Below are 23,034 nucleotides of genomic sequence, written 5' to 3' on the forward strand. Positions count from 1 at the left end.
GGTTGATTGATTAGACCGTCGCGGGGGCGAACAGCTCGGCGATCTGGCGGCGCGCGCCGGCCACGCCGGCGGCCTCGGCCTCCGGGCCCATGCCCAGGCCTTCGGCATAGACGAACTGCACATCGCTCATGCCCATGAAGCCCAGCACGGTGCGCAGATAGCCGGTGATGCCATCGCTGGGCTGGCCGCGATGCAGGCCGCCGCTGGCGACGACCACATAGACCTTCTTGCCCTTGACCAGGCCCTCGGGGCCGTTGGCGGTGTAGCGGAAGGTGGCGCCGGCGCGGGCCACCGCGTCGATCCAGTTCTTCAGCTGGCTGGGCACGCCGAAGTTGATCATCGGGGTCGCGATCACGATCACGTCCTGGGCCTGCAGCTCGTCGATCAGCGCGTCATTGGCGGCGACGCGGGCGGCCTGTTCGGCGCTGCGCTGCTCGGCCGGGGTGAACAGCGCGCCCAGCGCGGCCTCGTCCATCGCCGGATGCGGGTTCTGGCCCAGGTCGCGCACCGTCAGGGCGGCGCCGGCATATTGCTCTTGCAGCGCCGCGACCAGCTCGGTCGCCAGGCGGGTGGAGAAGGAACCCTGGCCGTCCTGGACACGGCGGGCGCTGGAATTGATTTGCAGGATCTTGCTCATGGTGATTGCTCCGGTAGAGAGGTTGGGTCGTTCGATGACGATGAGCTCACTGTATTTGCCGCACTGACACAACGGAAGGCGTCAATCTGGATAAGATCGTTCCAAAAATGGAACAATCAAACCCATCATGAGCCTGGATGCCGACGATCTGCTGCTGTTCTCCCGGGTGATGGAGGCCGGCAGCTTCAGCCGCGCGGCCGAGCGCATGCAGCTGCCCAAGTCCACGCTGTCGCGCCGCCTCTCGGCGCTGGAGCAGCGCCTGGGCGAGAAGCTGCTGCAGCGCAGCACCCGGCGCCTCGCGCTGACCGAGTTCGGCGAGGGCGTGCTGGACCATGCGCGCGCGGTGGCGGCCGAGGTGGACGGCGCGCTGGCCCTGGCCCTGCACCGCCAGCAGCGCCCGACCGGCCGGCTACGCGTCTCGATGCCGCATGACCTGGCGAACGCGGCGCTGGCCTCGATGCTGAGCCAGTTCGCGCTCGACTATCCGGAGGTGCAGCTGGAGATCGACCTCTCGCCGCGCCGCGTCGACCTGATCGCCGAGGGCTTCGACCTGGCGGTGCGCATGGGCGAGCTACCCGAGGACAGCCAGCTGGCCGCGCGCCGCCTGGCGCTGTTCACCGGCGGCCTCTATGCCGCCCCCGCCTATCTGGCGCGCGAGGGCGAGCCCCAGCTGCCCGAGGGCCTGAGCAGCATGCATGGGCTGATGATCCTGTCGCGCAACGGCGATGCCGTGCCCTGGCAACTGGTCCGCGGCGAGGGCGCGGCGCGCGAGGAATGGCGCGGCGCGCCGGAGAAGCGCAGCCTGATCAACGGCCCCGATGTGCTGCTGCAGCTGGCCTGTGCCGGGGTCGGCATCACCGCGGTGGCCGACCATTTCGCGCGCGAGCCGCTGGCGCGCGGCGAGCTGGTGCGCGTGCTGCCCCACTGGAGCCTGGCGCCGGTGCCCTGCTGGGCGGTGTTCCCGGAGCGGCGCCTGATGCCGCTGCGCAGCCGGCTCTTCATCGAGGCGCTGGCCGAGCGCCTGTCCGGCTGCCCGGGCCAGTAGGCCGATCGCCTTTTACTCGGCGCGGAAGCCCACCTCGACCACCGCGCTGCGCGCCTGCGTGATCGGCGCGAAGCGCCAGCGGTTCACCGCGTCGAGCACGCCGCGCACCAGGCGCGGATGGCTGCTCTTGACGGCCTCGGCGTCGCGCACCGAGCCGTCCGGCTGCACGGTGAAGCGCACCGTCACCGAGCCGCCGCGGTCCTGCAGCACCCGGCGCGGGAACTCCGGTTCGACCCGCTCCACCAGGGTCAGCGCCTCCTCGACCGGCTCCGGCGGCGGGGGTGGTGGGGTCACCGCACGGGCCGCCTGGGCCGTGGGCGGCGGCAGCACCGGCTGGGCGCTGGTCGTGGCCATCGCCACCAGCTGATCGGCCGAGGCGGCCGGGGCAGGCGCGGCGGCCACAGCGGGCTCGGCCGGCTTCGCGACCGGGGCGGCCGCAGCAGCCGGCGGCGTTGCCGCGCGGGCGCTCGCCACCGGTGGCGGCGCAGCAGCCGGCTTGGCCGCCGGCACGGGCGCAGCCTGGGTCGATTGCTGCGCCTTGGCCGCCTTGTCGGCCTTCTCCGCCTTGTCCGCGTGGAAGCGGATCCATTGGTAGACCTTGTCCGCGTCGCGCTTGGCGCGTTCGGAATCGCTGAGCTTGGCCTTGCCGGCCAGGTCGCCCAGCTCCTGGGCGCCAGCCGGCATCGCCGCGGCCAGGGCCAGAACCAGGCTGGCGCCGATCCAGCCGGCCAGCTTCTTGTGATGACGCTCGGAACCCATCCCCCATCCCTCCCAGGTTGTGACGACAGCTGCAACAGCGGCGCAGTGTGGGCGGGTGTCGCCCCGGCGACAAGCGGGTTTGCGCGCAGCCGGCGTCAGAGATTTCACATCTGCATAGTTCTTGAGCCCTATACTGCGTGCCTGCTCCGGGGTGCCCTGTTGCGTCTTGTTTCCTTTCGGGGGAGCGCTGGCGTCGGGCTGAGATGTGGTGGAAGCCATGGTCCCGCTGAACTTGATCCGGTTTGTACCGGCGTAAGAAGAGCCTGCTCCCATCCGCTGGGCGCGGGCCCTGGACCGATCCAGGGCCGAGGAAGACTGTTGCGGCGCCATCGCCCCTTCTCCTCCCCTCCTGTGTTCGCCCGTCCTCGGCCCCGTCGCCCCGCGTCCCCGGGGCAATCGTTCGTTCCAGCGCCCGCACATCCGCCTCAGGGCCGGCCTTCGGAGTCCCCACTTCCGAAGGATCGACGCATGAACGCACGCACCAACGAACCCACCACGCTGGCACAGAGCATTGCCCTGAGCCGCGAGCCGCTGCCCGCTTCCAGCAAGACCCATGTGGCCGGCACCCTGCATCCCGAGCTGCGCGTGCCGATGCGCGCGATCGCGCTGACCAATGGCGAGACCATCACCGTCTACGACGCCTCCGGCCCCTACACCGACCCGCAGGCCGCGATCGACGTCAAGCGCGGCCTGCCGACGCCGCGCGCCGCCTGGGTCGAGGCAAGACATGACACCGAGGCCTACGAGGGCCGCGCGATCCAGCTGATCGACGACGGCCTGCGCGACCAGGAGCAGCAGCTGCGCTTGCGCGAACTGAGCGCCGGCCTGCAGCGCCAGCCGCGCCGCGCCAAGTCCGGCGCCAACGTGACCCAGCTGCACTACGCGCGCCGCGGCATCGTGACGCCCGAGATGGAATATGTCGCGATCCGCGAGAACCAGCGCTTCGAGTGGATGCGCGAGTACCAGGCCGATGCCGAGCGCGAGGCGCGCCTGCGCGGCAACGCTTTCGGCGCCAGCATCCCCGAGATCATCACGCCCGAGTTCGTGCGCGACGAGGTGGCGCGCGGCCGCGCCATCATCCCGGCCAACATCAACCACACCGAGCTGGAGCCGATGGCGATCGGCCGCAACTTCCTGGTCAAGGTCAACGCCAATATCGGCAACTCGGCGGTGACCTCCTCGATCGAGGAAGAGGTCGAGAAGATGGTCTGGGCGACGCGCTGGGGCGCGGACACGGTGATGGACCTCTCGACCGGCCGCAACATCCACACCACGCGCGACTGGATCGTGCGCAACAGCGCGGTGCCGATCGGCACCGTGCCGATCTACCAGGCGCTGGAGAAGGTCGGCGGCGTCGCCGAGGACCTCACCTGGGCGCTGTTCCGCGACACCCTGATCGAGCAGGCCGAACAGGGCGTCGACTACTTCACCATCCACGCCGGCCTGCGCCTGCCCTTCGTGCCGATGACGGTCAAGCGCCGCACCGGCATCGTCTCGCGCGGCGGCTCGATCCTGGCCAAGTGGTGCATCGCGCACCACCAGGAGAACTTCCTCTACACGCATTTCGAAGAGATCTGCGAGATCATGAAGGCCTACGACGTCAGCTTCTCGCTGGGCGACGGCTTGCGCCCCGGCTCGCTGGCCGATGCCAACGACGAGGCCCAGTTCGCCGAGCTGCGCACCCTGGGCGAGCTGACCAAGATCGCCTGGAAGCATGATGTGCAGACCATGATCGAGGGCCCCGGCCATGTGCCGATGCACCTGATCCAGGCCAACATGACCGAGCAGCTGAAGCACTGCGACGAGGCGCCGTTCTACACCCTGGGCCCGCTGACCACCGACATCGCGCCCGGCTACGACCACATCACCAGCGGCATCGGCGCCGCGATGATCGGCTGGTTCGGCTGCGCGATGCTCTGCTATGTCACGCCCAAGGAGCATCTGGGCCTGCCGGACCGCGACGACGTCAAGGCCGGCCTGATGGCCTACAAGATCGCCGCCCATGCGGCCGACATCGCCAAGGGCCACCCGGGCGCGCGCGCGCGCGACGACGCGCTCTCCAAGGCCCGCTTCGACTTCCGCTGGACCGACCAGTTCAACCTCGGCCTGGACCCCGACACCGCGCGCGAGTTCCACGACGAGACATTACCCAAGGACAGCGCCAAGGTCGCGCATTTCTGTTCGATGTGCGGCCCGAAGTTCTGCTCGATGAAGATCACGCAGGAGGTGCGGGAGTACAGCGAGGGCATGGCGGCCAAGAGCGCCGAGTTCAAGGCGCAGGGCGGCGAGCTCTACATCCCGATCAAGACCGGGGCGTAAGCGCCATGGCGAAGATCGCGATCGCCGGCGCCGGCCTGGCCGGGCGTCTGCTCGCCTGGGCACTGGCGCGCGCCGGCCATGCGGTGCAGGTCTTCGACCCGGCGCCGGGGCCGGAGCCCCGCTTCGACGGCCAGGGCGCGGCCGCCTTCACCGCCGCCGGCATGCTGAGCCCGCTGGCCGAGCAGGAATGCGGCGGCGGCGCCGAGGTCGCGCGCCTGGGCTGGGACTCGCTGGCGCTCTGGCCCGCCATCGTCGCCGCGCTGCCGGCGCCGGCGCCGCGCCTGCGCGTCGACGGCAGCCTGCTGCTGGCCCATGGCGCGGACCGCGGCGCCGCGGCGCGCGCGCTGGCCCGCATGCCCGGCGCGCAAGCCCTGACCCCGGCCGAGCTGCGCGAGCTGGAGCCCGCGCTGGCACCCTCCGGGCTGCTGGCCTGGCTGCTGCCCGGCGAGGGCCTGATCCATCCGGTCGAGGCGATGGCCGCGCTGCAGCGCGGCGCGGCCGCGGTGCGCTGGCATTGGGGCCGGCGGGTCGAGCAGGTGCTGCCGGGCCGGCTGCATTTCGGCGCCGGCCAGGCCGCGCTGGAGGCCGACTGGTGCGTGGACGCGCGCGGCCTGGGCGCCCGCCCGCCGCTGCCGCTGCGCGGCGTGCGCGGCGAGGTCATCGCGCTGCAGCTGCCCGACCACGGCCTGCGCCGGCCGCTGCGCCTGCTGCATCCGCGTCATCGCGTCTATCTGGTGCCGCGCAGCGCGCATGAGCTGGTGATCGGCGCCAGCGAGATCGAAAGCGAGGACCGCAGCCCGGTCAGCCTGCAGAGCGCCGTCGAGCTGATGGCCGCGGCCCACAGCCTGCTGCCCGCGCTGGGCGAGGCCCGCATCACCCGGCTCGACCGCAACCTGCGCCCCGCCCTGCCCGACAACCTGCCCTTCACCCACCTGGAACCCGGCCTGATGCGGCTCAACGGCCTGTACCGCCATGGCTGGCTGCTGGCCCCGGCCCTGGTGCAGCGCCTGCTCGCCGCCAGCGGCCTGGCCAGCCTGGAACATCCCCGATGAACATCACCATCCATTTCGACGAAAAGACGCTGCAGGTGCCCGCCGGCACCACCCTGGCCGCGCTGCTGGAGGCGCAGCGGCGCACGCCGGAAAGCGTCGCCACCGCGCTGAACGGCCTGTTCGTGCCGCGCGAGGCAAGACCCGACACCGTGCTGGGCCACGGCGACCAGATCCTCTTGTTCAAACCCATCGTCGGAGGCTGAATGCCCCACCCCCTACGCGCTGCGCGCGCCCCCTCAAGGGGGCGGCCCCGACCGCCCGGCCAAGCCGGATCGGCGGAGCCCGCTCGGCCATGCACCCTTTTCCTGCGTCGCCAAGCACACGACACAGGCTGGAGCTCTCGAAATGCACAGCAACAACGATGACGCGCTTGTGATTGACGGCGTCGCGCTGAACAGCCGCTTCTTCCTCGGCAGCGCCGGCTACCCCAGCCCGCAGCTGCTGGACGAGGCGATCCGCGCGGCCGGCACGCAGGTGCTGACCGTCGGCCTGAAGCGCACCCTGCAGGCCGGCGACAACGGCGCCATCGCCCAGGCCCTGGCCACCGCGCAGGCCCAGGGCGCGCGGCTGCTGCCCAACACCGCGGGTTGCCGCAGCGCGCGTGAGGCCGTCGCGCTGGCGCAGATGGCGCGCGAACTCTACGGCACCCGCTGGATCAAGCTGGAGGTGATCGGCGACGAGCACACCCTGCAGCCCGATCCCTTCGAGCTGCTTAGCGCCGCGACCACCCTGGTCAAGGACGGCTTCACCGTGTTTCCCTACTGCACCGAGGACCTGATCCTCGGTCGGCGCCTGCTGGAGGACGCCGGCTGCGCGCTGCTGATGCCCTGGGGGGCGCCGATCGGCTCCGGCCAGGGGTTGGTGCACCTGGCCGCGCTGCGGCGCCTGCGCGAGCGCCTGCCCGACACCGTGCTGGTGATCGATGCCGGCCTCGGCGCGCCCTCGCAGGCGGCGCAGGCGCTGGAGCTGGGCTTCGACGCGGTGCTGCTGAACAGCGCGGTGGCGCAGGCGCGCGAGCCGGTCGCGATGGCCGGAGCCTTCCGCGACGCGGTGCGTGCCGGCCGCCAGGCCTATCGCGCCGGCCTGATGGCGCCGCAGGATTTCGCGGTCGCCTCGACCCCGGTTTCCGGCCACGCCTTCCTGCTGGGGAACTGACGATGCCGCTGCTGCCCCACCCCAGCCTGCCCAGCCCCTGGGCCGAGGCGCCCGAGCCCGAGACGAGCACGCTGCCGCCCTGGACGCAAGACCCGACCCCGCCGGTGGTCTGGAGCATCGCCGGCACCGACAGCGGCGGCGGCGCCGGCCTCGCCGCCGACATCCGCGCCGCCGCGGCGCTGGGCGTGCATCTGTGCCCGGTGCCGGCGGCGATCACCGCGCAGAACTCGCGCGGCGTGGCCGCCGTCTACCCGCTGCCGCCCGAACAGCTGCGCGCCCAGCTGCAGGCCCTGGCCGAGGATCTGCCGCCGCGCGTGATCAAGACCGGGCTGCTGGCCAGCGTCGCGGCCGTCGAGCTGCTGGCCGAGGCCCTGGACCGGCTGCGCGCGCGCCATGGCCGCATCGACCTGGTGGTCGACCCCGTGCTGGGCGCCAGCGCCGGTGGCGCGGCCTTCGCCACGACCGAGCTGATCGAGGCCTACCGCCGCCTGCTGCTGCCGCGCTGCACCCTGCTGACGCCGAACCGGCGCGAGGCCGAACGCCTGCTGCTCCGAGCCGGCGAGAGCGCGCCTGCGCTGGCCGCCGGGCTGAAGGCGCTGGGCGCGCAGGCGGTCTGCATCACCGGCGGCGACGATCGCGAGGGGCCGGGCACGCAAGACCTGGCCCTGGACTGGATCGATGCGCCGCTCGATCCGGCGGCACCGGCGCTGGGTGCCGCCAGCGGCTGGCTGGCCCTGCCGCGCCTGCCCTCGGCCCATCACCATGGCAGCGGTTGCAGCTTCGCCAGCGCCGCGGCCGGCGCGCTGGCGCGCGGCTTCGCGCTGCCCGACGCGCTGGTGCTGGCCAAGATGGCCGCCTGGTGCGCGGTGCGCGACGGCCATGCCGCGGGCCAGGGCGCCGGCCCGGTGCGCGCGACGCCGACCTTCGTGGCCGAGCCGGCCGCGATGCCGCTGCTGAGTTTCGGCGACGAGCCGCTGGACGCGGCCACGCTGGCGCGCTGGCTTGGCATGCTGCGAGGCGAGGCCGGCGCGGCCCCGCATGCCGCGGGCCTCTACGCGATCACCGAGAAGCCCGAACAGGTCGCGGCGCTGGCGGCCTCGGGCCTGTTCGCCCATCTGCAGCTGCGCATCAAGGGCTCAGATGCAACGGCCCTGCGCGCCGCGATCGCGCAGGCGCGGGCCGGCTCACAGGGCCGGGCGCAGCTGTGGATCAACGACCATTGGGCGCTGGCGCTGGAGGCCGGCGCCGAGGCGCTGCACCTGGGCCAGGAGGACTGGGCCGCGCTGGACGGATCGGCGCGCGCCGAGCTGCTGGGCCGCAGCGCGGCCGGCCGCCTGCGGCTGGGCCTCTCCAGCCACAGCCTGTGGGAGCTGGCGCGGGCGCGCTCGCTGGCGCCGGCCTATATCGCCTGCGGGCCGCTCTGGCCGACCAGCACCAAGGCCATGCCCTGGCTACCGCAGGGTCTGGCCCAGCTGGCCTGGTGGGCGCACATGGCCGGCCGGCCGGTGGTGGGCATCGGCGGCCTGCTGAGGCCGAACCAGATCGGCGCGGTGGCGCGGGCCGGGGCGGCGAACGCCTGCCTGGTGCGCGCGGCCGATGCCGGCCCCGAGAGCTGGCGGGCCTGCGCGACCGCCTGGAACGAGGCCTGAGATCGGCTCAGCGTGGCCGGCCCAGGCGCCAGCGGCCCTGCTCGTCCTTGCAGGCGTTCCACAGCGCCGTCTTCTCGGCGTAGCGCTTGGAATGCAGCCAGAAGCGGATGCTTCGGCAGGGCTGGCCGTTCTTCGCGGTCGAGCTGCCCTGCACCAGGAAGCGGCCGCCGGCGCCGGTGGCCGGGTTGTCCCAGCGCACCGGGGCCGGCTCGCCCTCGGCGTTCAGCGACTGGGCCGCGGCGGCGAGCAGCAGTCGCAGGTCCTCGTCGTCGAAATCCTCGGCCGGGGTGTTCTTCAGCGCCGCCACCCAGCCGGCGGCCTGAGCCTGGGCGCCCAGGCTCAGCAGGCTCGCGGCCAGCAGCGCCATCAACAGGATCCGGGGCTTGCGCGTCATCATGCCTGCACTCCTTGCCGGCGCGAATGCCCGGCCAGAGCCCATGATACGAACGAAGGCGACCGGCGCTCAGGCCAGCTGCCCGTAGCAGCCCGCCTCGGCTCGCACGCCCAACGCCTGCAGGAAGGCCGCGAGGCTGAAGCCCTCGCCGGCATGGCGCTGCTGCAGATGGCGCTTGGCCGCCTGCAGCGCGGCCGCGTCGGCCCATTCGACCAGGGTCATCACCTCGACCGAATGGTCGTCGCGCCCCCGGCCGTCCAGCTGCAGCAGCACCAGATGGCGCAGGCAGCCCGGCAGCGCGGCGATCGTGCGGTCGATGCGCTGGATCTGGGCCATGAAGTCCTCCAGCATCGCCACCGGCACGAGGTACTTGTCGGCACGGAACACCGGCCCCGAGCTGCTTGCCGCCACCGCGGGCCGGCGCGGCGCCACCGCCGCCAGGAGTCGTTCGATCTGTTGCTGCGGGTCCTGCATGATGTTCTTGGAAGTCCGGGTCTCGGACAGGGATTGCGAATGCCCCGCAGTTTCCAACCTCAAGTAAAGTTGAGGTCAAGAGTTATCCATCGTGGAGGAAGGGCAATGGCGGCAGCAGCTACACCCGGCCGGGCCAAGGCTCGGCAAACAGGAGCCAAGGAGCAGAACGAAGAGACCGAGCCGCATACATCCTCATGCGGCATGTCGATGCGGCTGACGGTGGGCGAGGTGGCACGGCGCAGCGGCGTGGCGGTCTCGACCCTGCATTTTTACGAAACCAAGGGCCTGATCGCCAGCACCCGCAGCGAGGGCAACCAGCGCCGCTATGCGCGCGCGGTGCTGCGCCGCGTGGCCTTCATCAAGGTGGCGCAGCGGGTCGGCATCCCGCTGGCGGATATCGCGCAGGCCCTGGCCGCCCTGCCCAGCGACGGTGCGCCGAGCCGTGCCGACTGGTCGCGCCTGTCGGCCGCCTGGCGCAGCGAGCTGGACGAGCGCATGGCGCAGCTGAAGAAGCTGCGCGACCAGCTGGACGACTGCATCGGCTGCGGCTGCCTGTCGCTGGACCGCTGCCGGCTGCGCAACCCGCAGGACAAGCTGGGCGACGCCGGGCCGGGGCCGCAGCGGCTGCTGGTGTGCAAGGGCTAGCGGTCCGCCCGGTCTTCAGGCGTACTGCGCCAGCCCGTTCCCGAACGACCAGTTCTCCTTCGCGACCTCGACCAGGTTGACGAACACGTCCTCCGGCCGGATGCCGGGCTGCTCGCCGAGCAGCGCCGCGATGCGGGCAAACAGGGCTTTCTTCTGCTCCAGGGTGCGCGTGTTGTTGGCGGTGATCTGGATGAAGACGAGGTCGTCGCTGCGGACGATGCCGAGGTAGGACGCGCCATAGCGGAAGCTCGCGGCCTCATGCTCGGTGATTGTCATGAACTGGTCGTCCTCCGGCACGTTGAAGGTCTCGCGCAGCGCGCGGTACACGCCATCGAAGAGCGCCTGCTTGTAGGACTCCGGCTTGCCGCTGCGCAGCGAGATTTGAACGAATGGCATCGGGGACTCCTGGCTGGTTGTGGGTCGAACTGAACTGATGTCGCCGCCACGATAAATCCGGCCTATCATTTCATCAACGCATGCCACCAGATATCAGTAATAACAACTGAAAATGATTGACCAGCCACTGGACCTGGACGCGGTGCGGGCCTTTGTCCGCATCGCCGAGCTCGGCAGCTTCACGCGGGCGGCCGAGGCCCTGCAGACGACGCAGGCCGCGATCAGCCTGAAGCTGAAGCGGCTGGAGGGCCGGGTCGGCTGCCGCCTCGTCGAGCGCACGCCGCGCCATGTGGAGCTGTCGCCGCAGGGCGCCACCTTCCTGCCGCGCGCCCGCGAGCTGCTGGCGGCGCATGATCGGGCGCTGGCCGGCTTCGCCGCGACCCGGCAACGCCTGACCCTCGGCATCAGCGACCATGTCGCCGGACCGGAGCTCCCCGCGCTGATCGCGCGCATGAACGCACAGGACCCGCAGCTGCTGATCGAGGTGCGGATCGGCTCCTCGGGCGAGCTGCTGCAGCGCTACGACCGGCGTGAGCTCGACGCGGTCCTGGCGCGCATGCATGCCGGGCGCGGCGACGGCGAGCTGCTCGCCGAGGAACAGATGGGCTGGTTCGCGGCGCCGCTCTGGCAGCCGCGCGCCGGCGAGCCGCTGCCGCTGGTCACCCTGGCCGAGCCCTGCGGCGTCCGCGCGCTGGCCGGCCAGCTGCTCGACACCGCCGGCCTGCCCTGGACCGAGGTGTTCGTCGGCGGCGGCGTCGCCGCGGTGACCGCGGCCGTGATGGCGGGACTCGGCGTGGCGGCGCTGGCGCCGCGCATGCTGCCACTCGGCGCCGTCGACATGGGCGCCCGGCTGGGCCTGCCCGCCCTGCCGCGCCTGCCGGTGCTGCTGCACACCAGGGCCAGGGAAGGCCGGCCGCGCGATGCGCTGGGCGCGCTGGCGGCGGCGTTTCGGAGCGCGGTGCGCGGCTAGCGGCCGCCGGCGGAATCGGGAATCGCCCGCCGGCATCGGGCTTCTCGCCGATTCAATATAAAATGCGAACAATTCTCAATTGCGAGACAACACCCGGCCCCGCGGCCACCATCCCGCTTTTTGTTCGCTCGTTCGCCCTGCCCGCCATGCCACCGCGAATCCCGCATCCAGCCGCTGTCCGGACCATCGTCCGGCGCCCGCGCCGATGAGCGCGCTGCTGCTGGGCTTCGAGCAGTCCTACCAGAGCCTGCTGCGATTCCTGACGCGCCGCACCGGCTGTGCCGAGACCGCGCGCGAGCTGGCGCATGAGACCTGGCTGCGCGTGGCCGAGGCCGCGCCCGGCCATGGCGAAGGCGGCGTGCCGGAACAGCAGCGGGCATACCTCTACACGGTGGCGCAGAACCTGGCGCTGGACCATCTGCGGCGCCAGGCGCGCGGCGGCGAGCGCTTCGTCGACGCCGAGGCCGCGCCGCCGCAAGACCTGGCCCCGGACGATGTCGACCTGGAGCGCTCGCTGGCGCTGCGCCAGGCGGTGCAGGCGGTCGAGGGCGGCCTGGGCGGCCTGCCACCGCGGGTGCGCGAGACCTTCCTGGCGCACCGGCTCGAGGGCCTGGGCCATGAGGAGCTGGCCGCGCGCCATGGCGTATCGGTCAAGACCATCGAGCGCGACATGGGCCAGGCGATGGACGCGGTGCACCAGGCCCTGCTGCGCTGGCGCGGCGAGCCGCGCGCGCCGCGGCGCCGGCGCCAGGCGCTGTCGGGCCTGCTGGGCGGCGGCGCGCTGCTGCTGGCCGGCGGCCTGGGCTGGCGCCATTGGCGCGCCGAACGCTCGGATGCCGAGCTGGCCGCCGCGGCCGGCCCGGTGCTGGCGGAGCGCCGCCTCGCGACCCGCCCGGCCCAGCTGCTGGACCAGCGCCTGCCGGACGGCAGCGAGCTGCGCCTGGATGCCGACAGCGAGCTGCAATGGCGCTGGCATGCCGGCCTGCGCCAGGCCCGGCTGCTGCGCGGCGCGGCCTATTTCTCGGTGCGGCCGGACGCGGAGCGGCCCTTCGTCGTCTGGGCCGGCGAGCACAGCGTGCGCGTGCTGGGCACCGCCTTCGCGCTGGAGCTGGACGGGCCGCGCCTGCTGGTGGCCGTCGAGCATGGCCGGGTGCGGGTCAGCGGCGGCGCGGCCGGCGGGCAGCGCGAGCTGGTCGGCGGCGAACAGCTCGCGCTGCTGGCCGGGCAGGACCCGGCCGGCGCCGGGCCTACACAGCGAACCCAGGGCGTCGCGCCCTGGCGCGAGGGCTGGCTGGAATTCCAGGAGCGGCCGCTGGACGAGGTGCTGCGCCGCCTGTCGCGCTATCTGCCGCGGCCGCTGTCCTGGTCGCCCGCGGCCGGGCGCCAGCGCGTCAGCGCGCGGGTGCATCTGGCCCATCTGCAGGAATGGCTGCGCCTGCTGCCGGACAGCCATGGACTGGCGCTGCAGGTCCAGCCGGGCGGCGCCTGGCGTCTGCAGCTGCGCGACGAGTAAGCAAGCCGCGCAAGGGGATTGCAAAAAACCTGAGGGATGAACGGCGCTGCGTCGTTTCTAGAACTGACGCCCCCTGTTTTTCCTCCGGAGTTTTTTCTGATGCGATCCTCGTCCCGTAGTCCCCGCCTGCTCCTGATCGCGGCGGCCGCCGCCCTCAGCACCCAGCTCGCCTGCGCCCAGGCGCTGGAATTCGCCCTGCCGGCCCAGCCGCTGGCGCAGAGCCTGCAGGAGCTGGCCCGCAAGGCCGGCCTGCAGCTGCTGGTCGACCCCGCGCTGCTGCAGGGCCGCCAGGCCCCGGCCCTGCGCGGCCGCCATGAGCCCGAGGCCGCGCTGAACAGGTTGCTGGCCGACAGCGGCCTGGCCGGCCGCATCGAGGGCCGCACCCTGGTGCTGAGCCCCAGCGCCGGCTCGGCCGAGGCCCTGCCCCTGGTGCGCGCCCGCGTCGCCGCCGAACCGACCGCCCCGGTGCGCGGCTACCTGGCCCAGAGCAGCGGCTCGGCCGGCAAGCTGGCCCTGACGCTGAAGGAGACGCCGCAGGCGATCACGGTGCTGGGCGCCGAGCTGCTGCGCGACCAGGCCGTCGCCTCGCTGGGCGAGGCGGTGCGCTACGCCCCCGGTGTGCGCTCGGCCGATTACACGATCACCGACGACGACATGGCGCTGCGCGGCTTCTGGCTGACCGGCGCCGGCACCTACCGCGACGGCCTGCGCTTCATCCACAACGGCTTCATGTCCAACCTCGAGCCCTATGGCCTGGAGCGTCTGGAGCTGCTGCGCGGCCCGGCCTCGGTGACCTATGGCCAGGCCGCGCCGGGCGGGGTGGTGAACGCCGTCACCAAGCGCCCGCAGGCCGGCATGACCCAGGAGGTCGGCATCAAGGTCGGCAGTTTCCAGCGCCGCGAGCTGACCCTGGACGTCGGCGGCGTGCTGGGCGCGCCGGAGCAGGGCCTGCTGTGGCGCTTCACCGCGCTCAAGCGCGATGCCGAAACCCAATGGCCGGGCCTGCCCGACGAGCGCCTCTACCTGGCGCCCGCGCTGAGCTGGACCGGCGGCAACACCAGCATCACGCTGATGGCCCAGCACCAGAGCGGCCGCACCGGCTATGTGATCCCCTATTACCGCGACACCCCGGCCGGCCCGGCGCGCAAGGACATCAATGTCAACGGCCCCGACGGCCACCAGGACAAGACCGGCAACTCGATCGGCTATGCGCTGGAGCACCAGCTCGGCCCGCAGCTGAAGCTGGTGCAGAACCTGCGCTTCATGGACGCCGAGAACGAGCGCCGCGACATGCGCAACCGCGGCCTGCAGGCCGATGGCCGCAGCATCCGCCGCCTGGCCATGTTCCGCCCCGACAAGGAACATTCGCTGAACATCGACAGCCGGCTCGAGGCCGAGCTGAAGACCGGCAATATCGGCCACAAGCTGGCGCTCGGCCTGGACTATTACCGCTCGACCCTGGACCTGCGCATCCACTCGCTGAACAAGGGCGTGGCGCCGCTGGACCTGATCGCGCCGGTCTACACGCCGATCGCCTGGAACGACAACTACCTGGCCGACCGCATCGTCGCGCGCGTCAGCCAGCTGGGCCTGTATGCGCAGGACCAGCTCAAGTTCGGCGAGCATTGGGTCGCCAGCGTCGGCGGCCGCTGGGACAAGGCCAAGACCGACACCAGCTACGACGCGCGCCTGAACGCGACCGATCCCTTCACCCGTACCGAACACCGCCGCGATGACACGGCCTTCACCGGCCGCCTGGGTCTGGTGCATCTGTCGCCCAGCGGCTGGTCGCCGTACGTGAGCTTCACCAACAGCTTCCAGCCGGTGATGAGCACGACCACGGCCAAGGACGGCTACGGCCAGGAGTTCCAGCCCGAGAAGGGGCGTCAATGGGAAGCCGGCGTGCGCCACGAACCGGCGGACGCGAAGTGGCGCGCCAGCGCGGCCATCTTCGATCTGCGCAAGCGCCATGTCCGGACCACCAAGGAAGAACCGCACCCCACCATCCCCAACCGGATCCTGCGCAACGAGTACCAGACCGGCGAGGTGCGCAGCCGCGGCCTGGAGCTGGAGTTCAGCGGCGAGCTGGCGCGCAACCTGTCGGTCCAGGCCCAGTACACCTGGCTCGACGCCAAGGTGCTGAAGAGCCTGGTGATCGGCGAACAGGGCTCGCAGCCGCCCGCCACGCCGCGCCACAACGCCGCGCTGTGGGGCAAGTACGCGCTGGGCGACTGGAGCCTGGGCCTGGGCCTGCGCCACATCTCCGGCGCGCCCAGCGAGGTGCGCCAGCCCGATGGCAGCCAGCTGCGCAACGACGGCTACACCCTGGCCGACGCGATGGTCAGCTACCAATGGGGCGAGAAGCAGGCCTGGCGCGCCGCGCTCAACATCAGCAACCTGACCGACAAGCAGTACCGCACCCAGTGCAATCTGATGCCCGGCGGCAAGGACTTCTGCGTGATCGGCTATGGCCGTGACGTGCGCCTGAATCTGAGCTATCAGTGGTGACCCAGGCGGTCCCGCGGGCCTGGCTGGTGCTCGCGCACCGCTGGCTGGGCCTGGTCTCGGCGGCCTTCCTGCTGCTGGCCGGGCTGACCGGCAGCCTGCTGGCCTACCACCATGAGCTCGACGCCGCGCTGAATCCGCAATGGCTGCGGGTTCAGCAGCCGCGCGCCGAGGCGCCGCTGGATCCGCTGCTGCTGCGCGAGCGGGTGCTGCAGGCCCATCCGGAGGCGACCCTGCCCTGGCTGCCGCTGCAGGCGAAGCCGGGCGAGGCGCAGCGCTTCTGGCTGGCGCCCAAGCCCGGCGTCGAACATCTGGATGTCGACGAGGTCTTCGTCGATCCCTGGAGCGGAGAGATCCTCGGCGCGCGCCACTGGGGCCATTTCGACCAGGGCTGGCGCGCCGGGCTGATGCCCTTCATCTACCGGCTGCACGATTCGCTGGCGCTGGGCGAATGGGGCAAGCTGGCGCTGGGCATCGTCGCGCTGATCTGGGCCGTCGACTGCGTCGTCGGCGCCTGGCTGACCCTGCCGCCGCGCGGGCCGCGCCGGCTGGCGCGCTGGGGCCCGGCCTGGAAGCTGCGCTGGCGGGGCGCCGGCTGGCACAAACGCTTGTTCGACTGGCACCGCGCCACCGGCCTGTGGCCCTGGGCCCTGCTGTTCGTGCTGGCCTGGTCCTCGGTGTCCTTCAACCTGGACCCGGTCTACAGCCCGGTGATGCGCGGCCTGTTCGCGCACCAGGACGGGCCGGCGCGGGCCTCCAGCAAGGGCGGCCCGGAGCTGGACTGGGATGCGGCCCTCGTCCAGGCCCGCGCCCGCGCGGCCGAGGCGGCGCGCCAGCATGGCTTCACGATCGAGCATGAGGTGGAGTTCAGCCGGCGCCCGGGCGCCCCGTTCTACCAGCTGCGCCTGCGCACCGACCGCGACCTGAACGAACGCCGCGGCGCCACCCGGCTGTGGATCGGCGCGCAGGATGGCCGCCTGCTGGGCCTGTTCCTGCCGCGCGGTGCGGCCGCCGGCGACACGGTCTCGACCTGGCTCGTCAATCTGCACCTGGGCACCCTGTGGGGCCGGCCCTACCAGGCGCTGCTGTCGCTGAGCGGGCTGCTGGTGGCGGCCTTGAGCGCCAGCGGGGTCTATCTGTGGTGGCGCAAGCGCGGCGCCCGGCGCAAGGCCTGACCCCGGCCGCCTGCGCTCAGAGCTCCTCCTCGGGACTCTGCGCGCTCCACAGCTCGACCCGGAACGGATGCAGTTCGCCGCGCATCACGCCCCGCGCCACCACCGGATCGGCCTGCATCAGCGCCAGCGCCTGCGCCTCGGTGTCGGCGCGCAGCAGGGTCAGGCCGAAGGCGCGCTCGTCCAGCGCGCTGGTGCGCCCGGACATCAGCACCGCGCCCATGCCGACCAGGCGCTGCAGATAGCCGAAATGCGCGGTGATCGCCTCGGCCTCTGGCGGCGTGGGGCCGGTGGCACGCATGTCGGCGCGAACGGGTTCGAGACGGAACAGGTAGTGCGGCATGGGCCCCGGGGCAAGGATCTGCAAGAGCGCAGGCCCCAAGCATGACACCCGAGCCCCCGCTCATGCAAATCCCGGTCGGTATCCATCCGTGCCGGCGACCGGCCAGGGCGTCATCCACCGCGACCGGTTTGTGCCCTAGGATGCCCGCATGACACTCGAGACCCTGGAACTGCAAACCCCGGCGACGCCCACCGCCAGCATCATCGTGCTGCATGGCCTGGGCGCCGATGGCCATGACTTCGAACCGGTCTGCCAGGCGCTGGACCTGCGACCGCTGCTGGCGAACGGCGGCGGCCTGCGCTTCGTGCTGCCGCATGCGCCGGTGATCCCGGTCACGATCAACGGCGGCTACCCGATGCGCGCCTGGTACGACATCCGCGACGCGGCGCTGGACCAGCGCGAGGATCCGGTCGGCCTGCACCAGTCGCGCGTCGCGGTCGAGGCCCTGATCGAGCGCGAGATCGAGCGCGGCGTGCCGCCCGAGCGCATCGTGCTGATGGGCTTCTCGCAGGGCTGCGCGATGACCCTGCTGACCGGACTGCGCTACGGCAAGCGGCTGGCCGGCCTGGTCGGCCTGTCCGGCTATCTGCCGCTGCTGGCCAGCACCGAGGCCGAGCGCAGCGCCGCCAACCAGGCCACGCCGATCTTCCTGGCCCATGGCCTGCAGGACCAAGTCGTGCCGCTGGCGCGCGCCCAGGCCGCGCATCAGGAGTTGCAGCGCCTGGGCTACCAGGTGCAATGGCAGGACTACCCGATGGGGCATGAGGTGCCCCCCGACGAGATCGCGGCGCTGCAGGACTGGCTGCTGCAGCGCCTGAGCTAATCCCCCAGCTGCGCCAGCCGCCGGCGCAGAAAGCGCTGCTCGGCCGGCTGCCGCGTCAGCGCCAGCGCGCGCCGGTAGCTGTCGCGCGCGGCCTCGTCCTGCCCCAGCCGGCGCAGCATGTCGGCGCGCGCCGCATGGGCCAGCGCATAGCCGTCCAGCTCGCCGCGAGCCAGCACCGCCTCGATCGCGGCCAGGCCGGACGCCGGCCCGTCCCGCATGCCCAGCGCGGCGGCCCGGTTCAGGCCCACCAGCGGCGACAGCGGCTCGACCCGCTGCAGCAGCTCGTACAGGGCCAGCAGCTCGGTCCAGTCGGTGGCGGCCAGGCTGGGCGCCGCGGCATGCACGGCCGCGATCGCCGCCTGCAGCACATAGGGCCCGACGCGCCGGCTCGCGAAGGCGCGCTCGATCAGGCGCTGCGCCTCGGCGATGCCCTCGCGGTCCCACAGGCCGCGGTCCTGGTCCTCCAGCAGCACCAGCTCGCCGGCGGCATCGGTGCGCGTCGCGCCGCGCGCCTGGTGCAGCAGCAGCAGGGCCAGCAGGCCCAGCACCTCGGGCTCGCCGCCCATCAGGCCGGCCAGCAGGCGCGCCAGGCGCAGCGCGGTGGCGCAGAGCTCGGGGCGGGTCAGGCTGGGGCCCTCGGTGGCGGCATAGCCCTCGCTGAAGATCAGGTAGATCACGCGCAGCACATCGTCCAGCCGCGCCGGCAGCTCGCTGCGCTCCGGGATCTCGTAGGGCAGCGCCTCGGCGCGGATCCTGGCCTTGGCGCGCACGATGCGCTGCGCGATCACCGGCGCGCGGCTCAGGTAGGCGCGCGCGATCTCCTCGGTGCTGAGGCCGGCGATCTCGCGTAGGGTCAGCGCGATGCGCGCATCCGGCGGCAGAGCCGGATGGCAGCAGATGAAGATCAGGCGCAGCTCGTCGTCCTGCACCGCCTCGGGCGTGGGCGGCGGCGCCTCGACCTCGGCCAGCAGGGCCAGCTCGGGCAGGGCCGCGGCCAGTCGGGCCTGGCCGCGCCAGCGGTCGATGGCCTTGAAGCGCCCGGCCGAGACCAGCCAGGCATAGGGGTTCTGCGGCACGCCCTGGCGCGGCCATTGCTCGGCCGCCGCCGCGAAGGCCTCGTGCAGGGCCTCCTCGGCGGCGTCGAAGCCGCCCAGCAGATGGATCAGGGTGGCCAGCACGCGCCGCTTGTCGTGGCGGTAGGCCGCCTCGAGCGCGGCGCGGGCCGGATCCGGCGCGGGGTTCACAGCTGCGGGCGCGGCTGGCTGAAGTCGACCACCGGACGCACCTCGACGCTGCCGATCGCGGCCAGCGGATGGCCGGCGGCCAGGCGGGCGGCCTCGTTCAGGTCCGGCGCCTCGATCACGATGATGCCGCCCAGCATCTCGCGCGTCTCCATGAAGGGGCCGTCGACCATCGAGACCTTGCCCTCGCGCACCTGGACGGTCACGGCGGATTCCGGCAGCTCCAGCGCCTCGCCCAGCACGAAGTTGCCGCTGGCCTGGAGCTTCTCGTCATGGTGCTCGCATTGCTCCAGCGCGGCGTTCGATTCGGGGCTCTGGTTGAAGAGTTTCTTCGGGTCGTAATAGATCAGGCAGGCGTAACGCATGGCATCGTCGCTTTCTCGGTGGGTCCCGCTGCGGGATTGCAGCCGGCAACACTGGTCGTTGGGCCGACCCCGAATTCGACAACGATGCCGCGGTTTCTTTGCTTGTTTTTTGCTGGCCCTAATCGCAGCCTAGTCGCGGGCGCCGCCGGCCTCGGCCAGCAGCAGCTGGCAGCGCTCCTCATGCTGCGCGATCTCGGCCAGGGTCACCTCAATATCGTCCAGCTGCTGCTGCAGCTGGCGGCGATGCTGGGCCAGCACCCCAAGAAAGGCTTTCAGCTGCGGCACCGCGTCCGACTCGGAGTCGTACATGTCGACCAGCTGCTTGACCTCCTGCAGCGACAGGCCCAGGCGCTTGCCGCGCAGGGTCAGTTTCAGGCGGGTGCGGTCGCGATGGGTGTAGACGCGGTTGCGGCCGGCGCGGCCGGGCTCCAGCAGTCCCATGTCCTCGTAGAAGCGGATCGCGCGCGGCGTGATGTCGAACTCCGCCGCCAACTCGGTGATCGTGAACAGGCGGCCGGACGAAGCCTCGCCGGCGGAGGACAAAGGTGTCGCATCGGTGTCGGAACGCATGGCGGCGGGCTTGTAATATGACGTTAACGTAAACGTAAGTCTAAGGCAGGCCAGCTGATGGGCAATCCGCGCGAATCCGAACTGACATATCCGCTGGGCGACGCCCTGCCCGCGCCGGGCAGCGTGCTGGAGCTGGGGCCCGGCGTGCGCTGGGTGCGCATGGCCTTGCCCTTCGCGCTGGACCATATCAACCTCTGGCTGCTGCGCGACCGGATCGACGGGCGCGAGGGCTGGAGCATCGTCGACTGCGGCATCCACAACGACGTCAGCAAGGCGCAATGGGAGCAGGTGTTCGCCGAGCAGCTGGACGGCCTGCCGGTGCTGCGCGTGATCGTCACCCATTTCCACCCCGACCACATGGGGCTGGCGCATTGGCTGACCGAGAAGTGGCAATGCCGGCTCTGGATCAGCGCGACCGACTACAATCTGGCGCGTGTCGCCAGCGGCTCCACGGTGGGCATGGGCGGTGAGAGCGCCGCGGCCTTCTTCGGCAGCCATGGCCTGACCGATCCGGACTCGCTGGCCAAGATCCGCGGCCGCGCCAGCTACTACCCCAGCATGGTGCCGCAGGTGCCGGCCCGCTACCGCCGGCTGATGGACGGCCAGACGCTGACCATCGGCGGGCAGACCTGGCGCTGCATCGTCGGCTATGGCCATGCGCCGGAGCACATCAGCCTGCATTGCGAGCAGCTCGGCCTCCTGATTTCGGGCGACATGGTGCTGCCGCGCATCTCGACCAATGTCTCGGTGGTCGATGTCGAGCCCGAGGCCGATCCGCTGACCCTGTACCTGGACTCGCTGACGCGCATGCTGGCGCTGCCGGCCGACACCCTGGTGCTGCCGGCCCATGGCAAACCCTTCACCGGCCTGCATGCCCGCGTCGACCAACTGCGCCAGCACCATGACGAACGCCTGGCCGAGGTGCTGGAGGCCTGCGCCGCCCAGCCCTGCCATGCGGCCGGGCTGCTGGAGCTGCTGTTCAGGCGCAAGCTGGACCTGCACCAGACCACCTTCGCGATGGGCGAGTCGGTCGCGCACCTGAACGCGCTGTGGTTGGCCGGCAAGCTGCGGCGCCAGCTCGACGCGGACGGCATCTACCGCTTCACGGCGGCGTGATTCAGGGGGCTCGGGAGGGGGCGCTGGAATCAGCGTCCGCCGCCACCGGCGATCGCGGTGGCGGCGGGCTGAAACTTGAACGGCATCAACTTTTCGGTTTAGGTGCCGGATCAACCGATGGATGGGGATCCGTTTCCAGCCGGGAGGCGGCATCGATGGAGACCGACCTCAGATGCGTCGTGATGACAGCACGTGACCGGAAGTGTGCTTTGCATACTGGATCCAAACAATCCCCCCTAAGGTAGGAATCGCTCTCATGCGCAGGCACGGTGCCGTCCCAAGCTGGCACAGGTGCCGCGGCGTTCAGGCATCCAGCTGGGGCACCGGTTCGTCGCGCAGGCGCTGGCGCGCCAGCTCGTAGTCCGGCAGCACCGATTCGACCCAGGCCCAGAAGCGCGGGCTGTGGTTCATCTCGCGCAGATGGGCCAGCTCATGGGCGACGACATAGTCGATCACCGCCGGCGCGTAATGGATCAGGCGCCAGTTCAGCCGGATCGCGCCGCTGGCGCTGGCGCTGCCCCAGCGGGTCTGGGCCGAGCTGAGCGAGAGCTTGCTGTAGCGCACCCCCAGCGCGGTGGAGAAATGCCGGCAGCGCTGCTCGAACAGCGCGCGCGCCTGGGCGCACAGCCAGGCCTGGGTGGCCTCGCGCATCTGCGCCGGCGTCGCGCCGAGGGGCTGGCCCAGGTGCAGCTCGCGGCGCTCGGCGTCGTAGCGGGCCAGGCCGCCCAGGCGCAGGGTCAGCGGCGCGCCCAGATAGGGCAGCTGACAGCCGTCGGCCCAGACCACCCGGCCGGCCTCGGCGCGGCGGGCGCGCTCGCGCTGCTCGTCCAGCTTGCGCAGGATCCAGTCCTGCTTGCCGCGCAGTGCGTTCTCGATCTCGGCGATCGTCACCCAGCGCGGCGCGCTGACCTTCAGACCCTCGGCGCTGACGGTAAAGCCGATCGAGCGCCGGCGCGCGCGCCGCAGCTCATAGGGGACGCGCTGCTTGCCCAGCAGCAGCGCGCGCGGCGCGGTCGCGGGTGGGCTGGCCGGCGCGGCGGGCGGCGCCTGGACCAGGTCAGTCTCGAACAGGGACAGTTGGACGCTCTTCAGCAGGCCGGCCAGACGCTTCATCAGCATATGGGCCGGCAGTGTACGGCGCGGCGCTCAGGCGCGCGCGGGGGCGGCCGCCGGCTCGCCGGCATAGGCCTCGGGATCGAGGCGGCGCATCTCGGCTTCGATCCAGGTCTCGACCTCGCGCATCATCTCGATCGGCTCGCGCCCGACCGGCGAGATCGGCTTGCCGATCGAGATGTCGACCACGCCGGGGCGCAGCAGGAAGCTCTTGCGCGGCCAGCAGCGCGCCGAGGTGGTGGCGATCGGCACCACCGGCACGCCGGCTTCGATCGACAGGCGGCTGCCGCCGCTCTTGTACTCCCCCTTCTTGCCGCGCGCGATGCGCGTGCCCTCGGGGAACATGATGACCCAGTGACCCAGCGCGGCCAGCCGCTTGCCCTGGGCCGCCACCTTGTTCCAGGCCTCGGTGCGCTTGCTGCGGTCGATATGGATCATGTCCATGCGTGCGATCGCCCAGCCGAAGAAGGGGATGTAGATCAGCTCGCGCTTGAACACATAGGCCAGCGGATGGCTCATCAGCGAGGGATAGGCGAAGGTCTCCCAGGTGCTCTGGTGCTTGGACAGCAGGATCACGGCCGATTTGCTGTCGGCGGCACTGGGCAGGTTGTCCATGCCCTGGATGCGCCAGCGCACGCCACAGATGTAGCGCGCGCCGTAGGTCGCCAGGCGCAGCCAGAAGATGCAGGTCCAGTAGACCGGGTTGCCGCGCACGAAGACGGAGATCAGCACCACCGTCAGCGCCACCGGCACCACGGTCACCAGCATCCACAACATG

Annotated in this window: 24 protein-coding genes and 1 riboswitch; of the genes, 13 read left to right on the top strand and 11 right to left on the bottom strand. The window is 71.7% G+C overall.

The features are described from left to right. Window positions 1-10: 10 nt before the first annotated feature. On the bottom strand, window positions 11-637 hold the full coding sequence (locus G8A07_RS24025) for an FMN-dependent NADH-azoreductase (RefSeq protein ID WP_195794441.1): 627 nt from the start codon (window positions 635-637) through the stop codon (window positions 11-13). Between the two features lie 127 nt (window positions 638-764). Here G8A07_RS24025 and G8A07_RS24030 point away from each other — a divergent pair, with 127 nt between their 5' ends. Continuing rightward, the gene (locus tag G8A07_RS24030) at window positions 765-1,682 is read left to right on the top strand and encodes a LysR family transcriptional regulator (RefSeq protein WP_195794442.1); all 918 of its coding nucleotides are present in this window, start codon (window positions 765-767) and stop codon (window positions 1,680-1,682) included. 12 nt (window positions 1,683-1,694) lie between these two features. Here the strand turns inward: G8A07_RS24030 and G8A07_RS24035 are convergent, their stop codons facing one another. Further along, window positions 1,695-2,441, bottom strand: a complete 747-nt coding sequence (locus G8A07_RS24035; RefSeq protein ID WP_195794443.1) for an energy transducer TonB — start codon at window positions 2,439-2,441, stop codon at window positions 1,695-1,697. A 168-nt stretch (window positions 2,442-2,609) separates the two neighbouring features. Continuing rightward, window positions 2,610-2,717: riboswitch (TPP riboswitch) on the top strand. 192 nt (window positions 2,718-2,909) lie between these two features. Between G8A07_RS24035 and thiC the strand changes: the two genes are divergently transcribed. The 5 genes from thiC (at window position 2,910) to G8A07_RS24060 (ending at window position 8,616) form a co-directional block, all read left to right on the top strand. Next, window positions 2,910-4,760, top strand: coding sequence for a phosphomethylpyrimidine synthase ThiC (gene thiC, locus G8A07_RS24040; RefSeq protein ID WP_195794444.1), 1,851 nt, complete (start codon window positions 2,910-2,912; stop codon window positions 4,758-4,760). Window positions 4,761-4,765: 5 nt separating this feature from the next. Next, window positions 4,766-5,812 carry an FAD-dependent oxidoreductase gene (locus G8A07_RS24045; protein ID WP_195794445.1) on the top strand — a complete coding sequence of 349 codons (1,047 nt, stop codon included), beginning with the start codon at window positions 4,766-4,768 and terminating at the stop codon, window positions 5,810-5,812. Continuing rightward, on the top strand, window positions 5,809-6,015 hold the full coding sequence (thiS, locus tag G8A07_RS24050) for a sulfur carrier protein ThiS (protein ID WP_195794446.1): 207 nt from the start codon (window positions 5,809-5,811) through the stop codon (window positions 6,013-6,015). The genes G8A07_RS24045 and thiS overlap by 4 nt, the downstream gene beginning before the upstream one ends. 142 nt (window positions 6,016-6,157) lie before the next feature. Then, a complete protein-coding gene (locus G8A07_RS24055; protein ID WP_195794447.1) occupies window positions 6,158-6,967 on the top strand; it encodes a thiazole synthase in 810 nt (269 codons plus the stop codon). 2 nt (window positions 6,968-6,969) lie between these two features. Next, window positions 6,970-8,616, top strand: a complete 1,647-nt coding sequence (locus G8A07_RS24060) for a bifunctional hydroxymethylpyrimidine kinase/phosphomethylpyrimidine kinase (RefSeq protein ID WP_195794448.1) — start codon at window positions 6,970-6,972, stop codon at window positions 8,614-8,616. Window positions 8,617-8,623: 7 nt separating this feature from the next. Here the strand turns inward: G8A07_RS24060 and G8A07_RS24065 are convergent, their stop codons facing one another. Both G8A07_RS24065 and G8A07_RS24070 read right to left on the bottom strand, forming a co-directional pair. Continuing rightward, window positions 8,624-9,013: an RT0821/Lpp0805 family surface protein gene (locus tag G8A07_RS24065; protein ID WP_195794449.1), complete on the bottom strand. Its 390-nt coding sequence runs from the start codon at window positions 9,011-9,013 to the stop codon at window positions 8,624-8,626. 66 nt (window positions 9,014-9,079) lie between these two features. After that, the gene (locus G8A07_RS24070) at window positions 9,080-9,484 is read right to left on the bottom strand and encodes an antibiotic biosynthesis monooxygenase (RefSeq protein ID WP_195794450.1); all 405 of its coding nucleotides are present in this window, start codon (window positions 9,482-9,484) and stop codon (window positions 9,080-9,082) included. A 201-nt stretch (window positions 9,485-9,685) separates the two neighbouring features. Here G8A07_RS24070 and soxR point away from each other — a divergent pair, with 201 nt between their 5' ends. Beyond that, complete coding sequence (soxR, locus tag G8A07_RS24075; RefSeq protein WP_195794451.1) at window positions 9,686-10,129, top strand: redox-sensitive transcriptional activator SoxR; 444 nt, start codon at window positions 9,686-9,688, stop codon at window positions 10,127-10,129. A 15-nt stretch (window positions 10,130-10,144) separates the two neighbouring features. Here soxR and G8A07_RS24080 read toward each other — a convergent pair whose 3' ends face one another. Then, entirely contained in the window at window positions 10,145-10,525 is a 381-nt protein-coding gene (locus G8A07_RS24080) for a tautomerase family protein (RefSeq protein WP_195794452.1), read from the bottom strand. 112 nt (window positions 10,526-10,637) lie between these two features. Between G8A07_RS24080 and G8A07_RS24085 the strand changes: the two genes are divergently transcribed. From G8A07_RS24085 to G8A07_RS24100, 4 genes are all read left to right on the top strand, one after another. Continuing rightward, window positions 10,638-11,495 (top strand): LysR family transcriptional regulator, encoded by an 858-nt coding sequence (locus tag G8A07_RS24085; RefSeq protein ID WP_195794453.1) that lies wholly within the window; start codon window positions 10,638-10,640, stop codon window positions 11,493-11,495. 205 nt (window positions 11,496-11,700) lie between these two features. Further along, window positions 11,701-13,008: a sigma-70 family RNA polymerase sigma factor gene (locus tag G8A07_RS24090; protein WP_195794454.1), complete on the top strand. Its 1,308-nt coding sequence runs from the start codon at window positions 11,701-11,703 to the stop codon at window positions 13,006-13,008. Between the two features lie 99 nt (window positions 13,009-13,107). Further along, window positions 13,108-15,516: a TonB-dependent siderophore receptor gene (locus tag G8A07_RS24095; RefSeq protein ID WP_195794455.1), complete on the top strand. Its 2,409-nt coding sequence runs from the start codon at window positions 13,108-13,110 to the stop codon at window positions 15,514-15,516. Further along, window positions 15,513-16,688: a PepSY domain-containing protein gene (locus G8A07_RS24100; RefSeq protein ID WP_195794456.1), complete on the top strand. Its 1,176-nt coding sequence runs from the start codon at window positions 15,513-15,515 to the stop codon at window positions 16,686-16,688. Before G8A07_RS24095 ends, G8A07_RS24100 begins: the two co-directional genes overlap by 4 nt. A 16-nt stretch (window positions 16,689-16,704) precedes the next feature. Here G8A07_RS24100 and G8A07_RS24105 read toward each other — a convergent pair whose 3' ends face one another. Next, complete coding sequence (locus G8A07_RS24105) at window positions 16,705-16,986, bottom strand: YciI family protein (RefSeq protein WP_195794457.1); 282 nt, start codon at window positions 16,984-16,986, stop codon at window positions 16,705-16,707. A gap of 190 nt (window positions 16,987-17,176) precedes the next feature. On the opposite strand from G8A07_RS24105, the gene G8A07_RS24110 reads away from it, so the two are divergent. Then, a complete protein-coding gene (locus G8A07_RS24110) occupies window positions 17,177-17,851 on the top strand; it encodes an alpha/beta hydrolase (RefSeq protein ID WP_195794458.1) in 675 nt (224 codons plus the stop codon). On the opposite strand, the gene G8A07_RS24115 is transcribed toward G8A07_RS24110, so the two are convergent. The 3 genes from G8A07_RS24115 to G8A07_RS24125 all read right to left on the bottom strand — a co-directional run bounded on the left by G8A07_RS24115 (window position 17,848) and on the right by G8A07_RS24125 (window position 20,027). Next, a complete protein-coding gene (locus G8A07_RS24115) occupies window positions 17,848-19,095 on the bottom strand; it encodes an RNA polymerase sigma factor (RefSeq protein WP_195794459.1) in 1,248 nt (415 codons plus the stop codon). The genes G8A07_RS24110 and G8A07_RS24115 overlap by 4 nt on opposite strands. Further along, the gene (locus tag G8A07_RS24120; protein ID WP_195794460.1) at window positions 19,092-19,457 is read right to left on the bottom strand and encodes a YciI family protein; all 366 of its coding nucleotides are present in this window, start codon (window positions 19,455-19,457) and stop codon (window positions 19,092-19,094) included. The genes G8A07_RS24115 and G8A07_RS24120 overlap by 4 nt, the downstream gene beginning before the upstream one ends. Window positions 19,458-19,586: 129 nt before the next feature. Next, window positions 19,587-20,027, bottom strand: coding sequence for a MerR family DNA-binding transcriptional regulator (locus G8A07_RS24125; protein ID WP_195794461.1), 441 nt, complete (start codon window positions 20,025-20,027; stop codon window positions 19,587-19,589). Between the two features lie 57 nt (window positions 20,028-20,084). On the opposite strand from G8A07_RS24125, the gene G8A07_RS24130 reads away from it, so the two are divergent. Beyond that, a complete protein-coding gene (locus G8A07_RS24130) occupies window positions 20,085-21,143 on the top strand; it encodes an MBL fold metallo-hydrolase (RefSeq protein WP_195794462.1) in 1,059 nt (352 codons plus the stop codon). A 303-nt stretch (window positions 21,144-21,446) separates the two neighbouring features. Here G8A07_RS24130 and G8A07_RS24135 read toward each other — a convergent pair whose 3' ends face one another. Further along, a complete protein-coding gene (locus G8A07_RS24135) occupies window positions 21,447-22,262 on the bottom strand; it encodes a M48 family metallopeptidase (RefSeq protein ID WP_249937126.1) in 816 nt (271 codons plus the stop codon). Window positions 22,263-22,289: 27 nt separating this feature from the next. Next, window positions 22,290-23,033 carry a 1-acyl-sn-glycerol-3-phosphate acyltransferase gene (locus G8A07_RS24140; protein ID WP_195797946.1) on the bottom strand — a complete coding sequence of 248 codons (744 nt, stop codon included), beginning with the start codon at window positions 23,031-23,033 and terminating at the stop codon, window positions 22,290-22,292. Window position 23,034 lies beyond the last annotated feature (1 nt).

This window comes from Roseateles sp. DAIF2, from assembly GCF_015624425.1.
Taxonomy (GTDB): domain Bacteria; phylum Pseudomonadota; class Gammaproteobacteria; order Burkholderiales; family Burkholderiaceae_C; genus Kinneretia.

Bases quoted from the DNA above. Each gene is read 5' to 3' on its own strand.
- G8A07_RS24025 (WP_195794441.1), bottom strand. From the start codon at position 637: ATGAGCAAGATCCTGCAAATCAATTCCAGCGCCCGCCGTGTCCAGGAC.
- G8A07_RS24030 (WP_195794442.1), top strand. From the start codon at position 765: ATGAGCCTGGATGCCGACGATCTGCTGCTGTTCTCCCGGGTGATGGAG.
- G8A07_RS24035 (WP_195794443.1), bottom strand. From the start codon at position 2,441: ATGGGTTCCGAGCGTCATCACAAGAAGCTGGCCGGCTGGATCGGCGCC.
- thiC (WP_195794444.1), top strand. From the start codon at position 2,910: ATGAACGCACGCACCAACGAACCCACCACGCTGGCACAGAGCATTGCC.
- G8A07_RS24045 (WP_195794445.1), top strand. From the start codon at position 4,766: ATGGCGAAGATCGCGATCGCCGGCGCCGGCCTGGCCGGGCGTCTGCTC.
- thiS (WP_195794446.1), top strand. From the start codon at position 5,809: ATGAACATCACCATCCATTTCGACGAAAAGACGCTGCAGGTGCCCGCC.
- G8A07_RS24055 (WP_195794447.1), top strand. From the start codon at position 6,158: ATGCACAGCAACAACGATGACGCGCTTGTGATTGACGGCGTCGCGCTG.
- G8A07_RS24060 (WP_195794448.1), top strand. From the start codon at position 6,970: ATGCCGCTGCTGCCCCACCCCAGCCTGCCCAGCCCCTGGGCCGAGGCG.
- G8A07_RS24065 (WP_195794449.1), bottom strand. From the start codon at position 9,013: ATGATGACGCGCAAGCCCCGGATCCTGTTGATGGCGCTGCTGGCCGCG.
- G8A07_RS24070 (WP_195794450.1), bottom strand. From the start codon at position 9,484: ATGCAGGACCCGCAGCAACAGATCGAACGACTCCTGGCGGCGGTGGCG.
- soxR (WP_195794451.1), top strand. From the start codon at position 9,686: ATGTCGATGCGGCTGACGGTGGGCGAGGTGGCACGGCGCAGCGGCGTG.
- G8A07_RS24080 (WP_195794452.1), bottom strand. From the start codon at position 10,525: ATGCCATTCGTTCAAATCTCGCTGCGCAGCGGCAAGCCGGAGTCCTAC.
- G8A07_RS24085 (WP_195794453.1), top strand. From the start codon at position 10,638: ATGATTGACCAGCCACTGGACCTGGACGCGGTGCGGGCCTTTGTCCGC.
- G8A07_RS24090 (WP_195794454.1), top strand. From the start codon at position 11,701: ATGAGCGCGCTGCTGCTGGGCTTCGAGCAGTCCTACCAGAGCCTGCTG.
- G8A07_RS24095 (WP_195794455.1), top strand. From the start codon at position 13,108: ATGCGATCCTCGTCCCGTAGTCCCCGCCTGCTCCTGATCGCGGCGGCC.
- G8A07_RS24105 (WP_195794457.1), bottom strand. From the start codon at position 16,986: ATGCGTGCCACCGGCCCCACGCCGCCAGAGGCCGAGGCGATCACCGCG.
- G8A07_RS24110 (WP_195794458.1), top strand. From the start codon at position 17,177: ATGACACTCGAGACCCTGGAACTGCAAACCCCGGCGACGCCCACCGCC.
- G8A07_RS24120 (WP_195794460.1), bottom strand. From the start codon at position 19,457: ATGCGTTACGCCTGCCTGATCTATTACGACCCGAAGAAACTCTTCAAC.
- G8A07_RS24125 (WP_195794461.1), bottom strand. From the start codon at position 20,027: ATGCGTTCCGACACCGATGCGACACCTTTGTCCTCCGCCGGCGAGGCT.
- G8A07_RS24130 (WP_195794462.1), top strand. From the start codon at position 20,085: ATGGGCAATCCGCGCGAATCCGAACTGACATATCCGCTGGGCGACGCC.
- G8A07_RS24135 (WP_249937126.1), bottom strand. From the start codon at position 22,262: ATGCTGATGAAGCGTCTGGCCGGCCTGCTGAAGAGCGTCCAACTGTCC.
- G8A07_RS24140 (WP_195797946.1), bottom strand. From the start codon at position 23,033: ATGTTGTGGATGCTGGTGACCGTGGTGCCGGTGGCGCTGACGGTGGTG.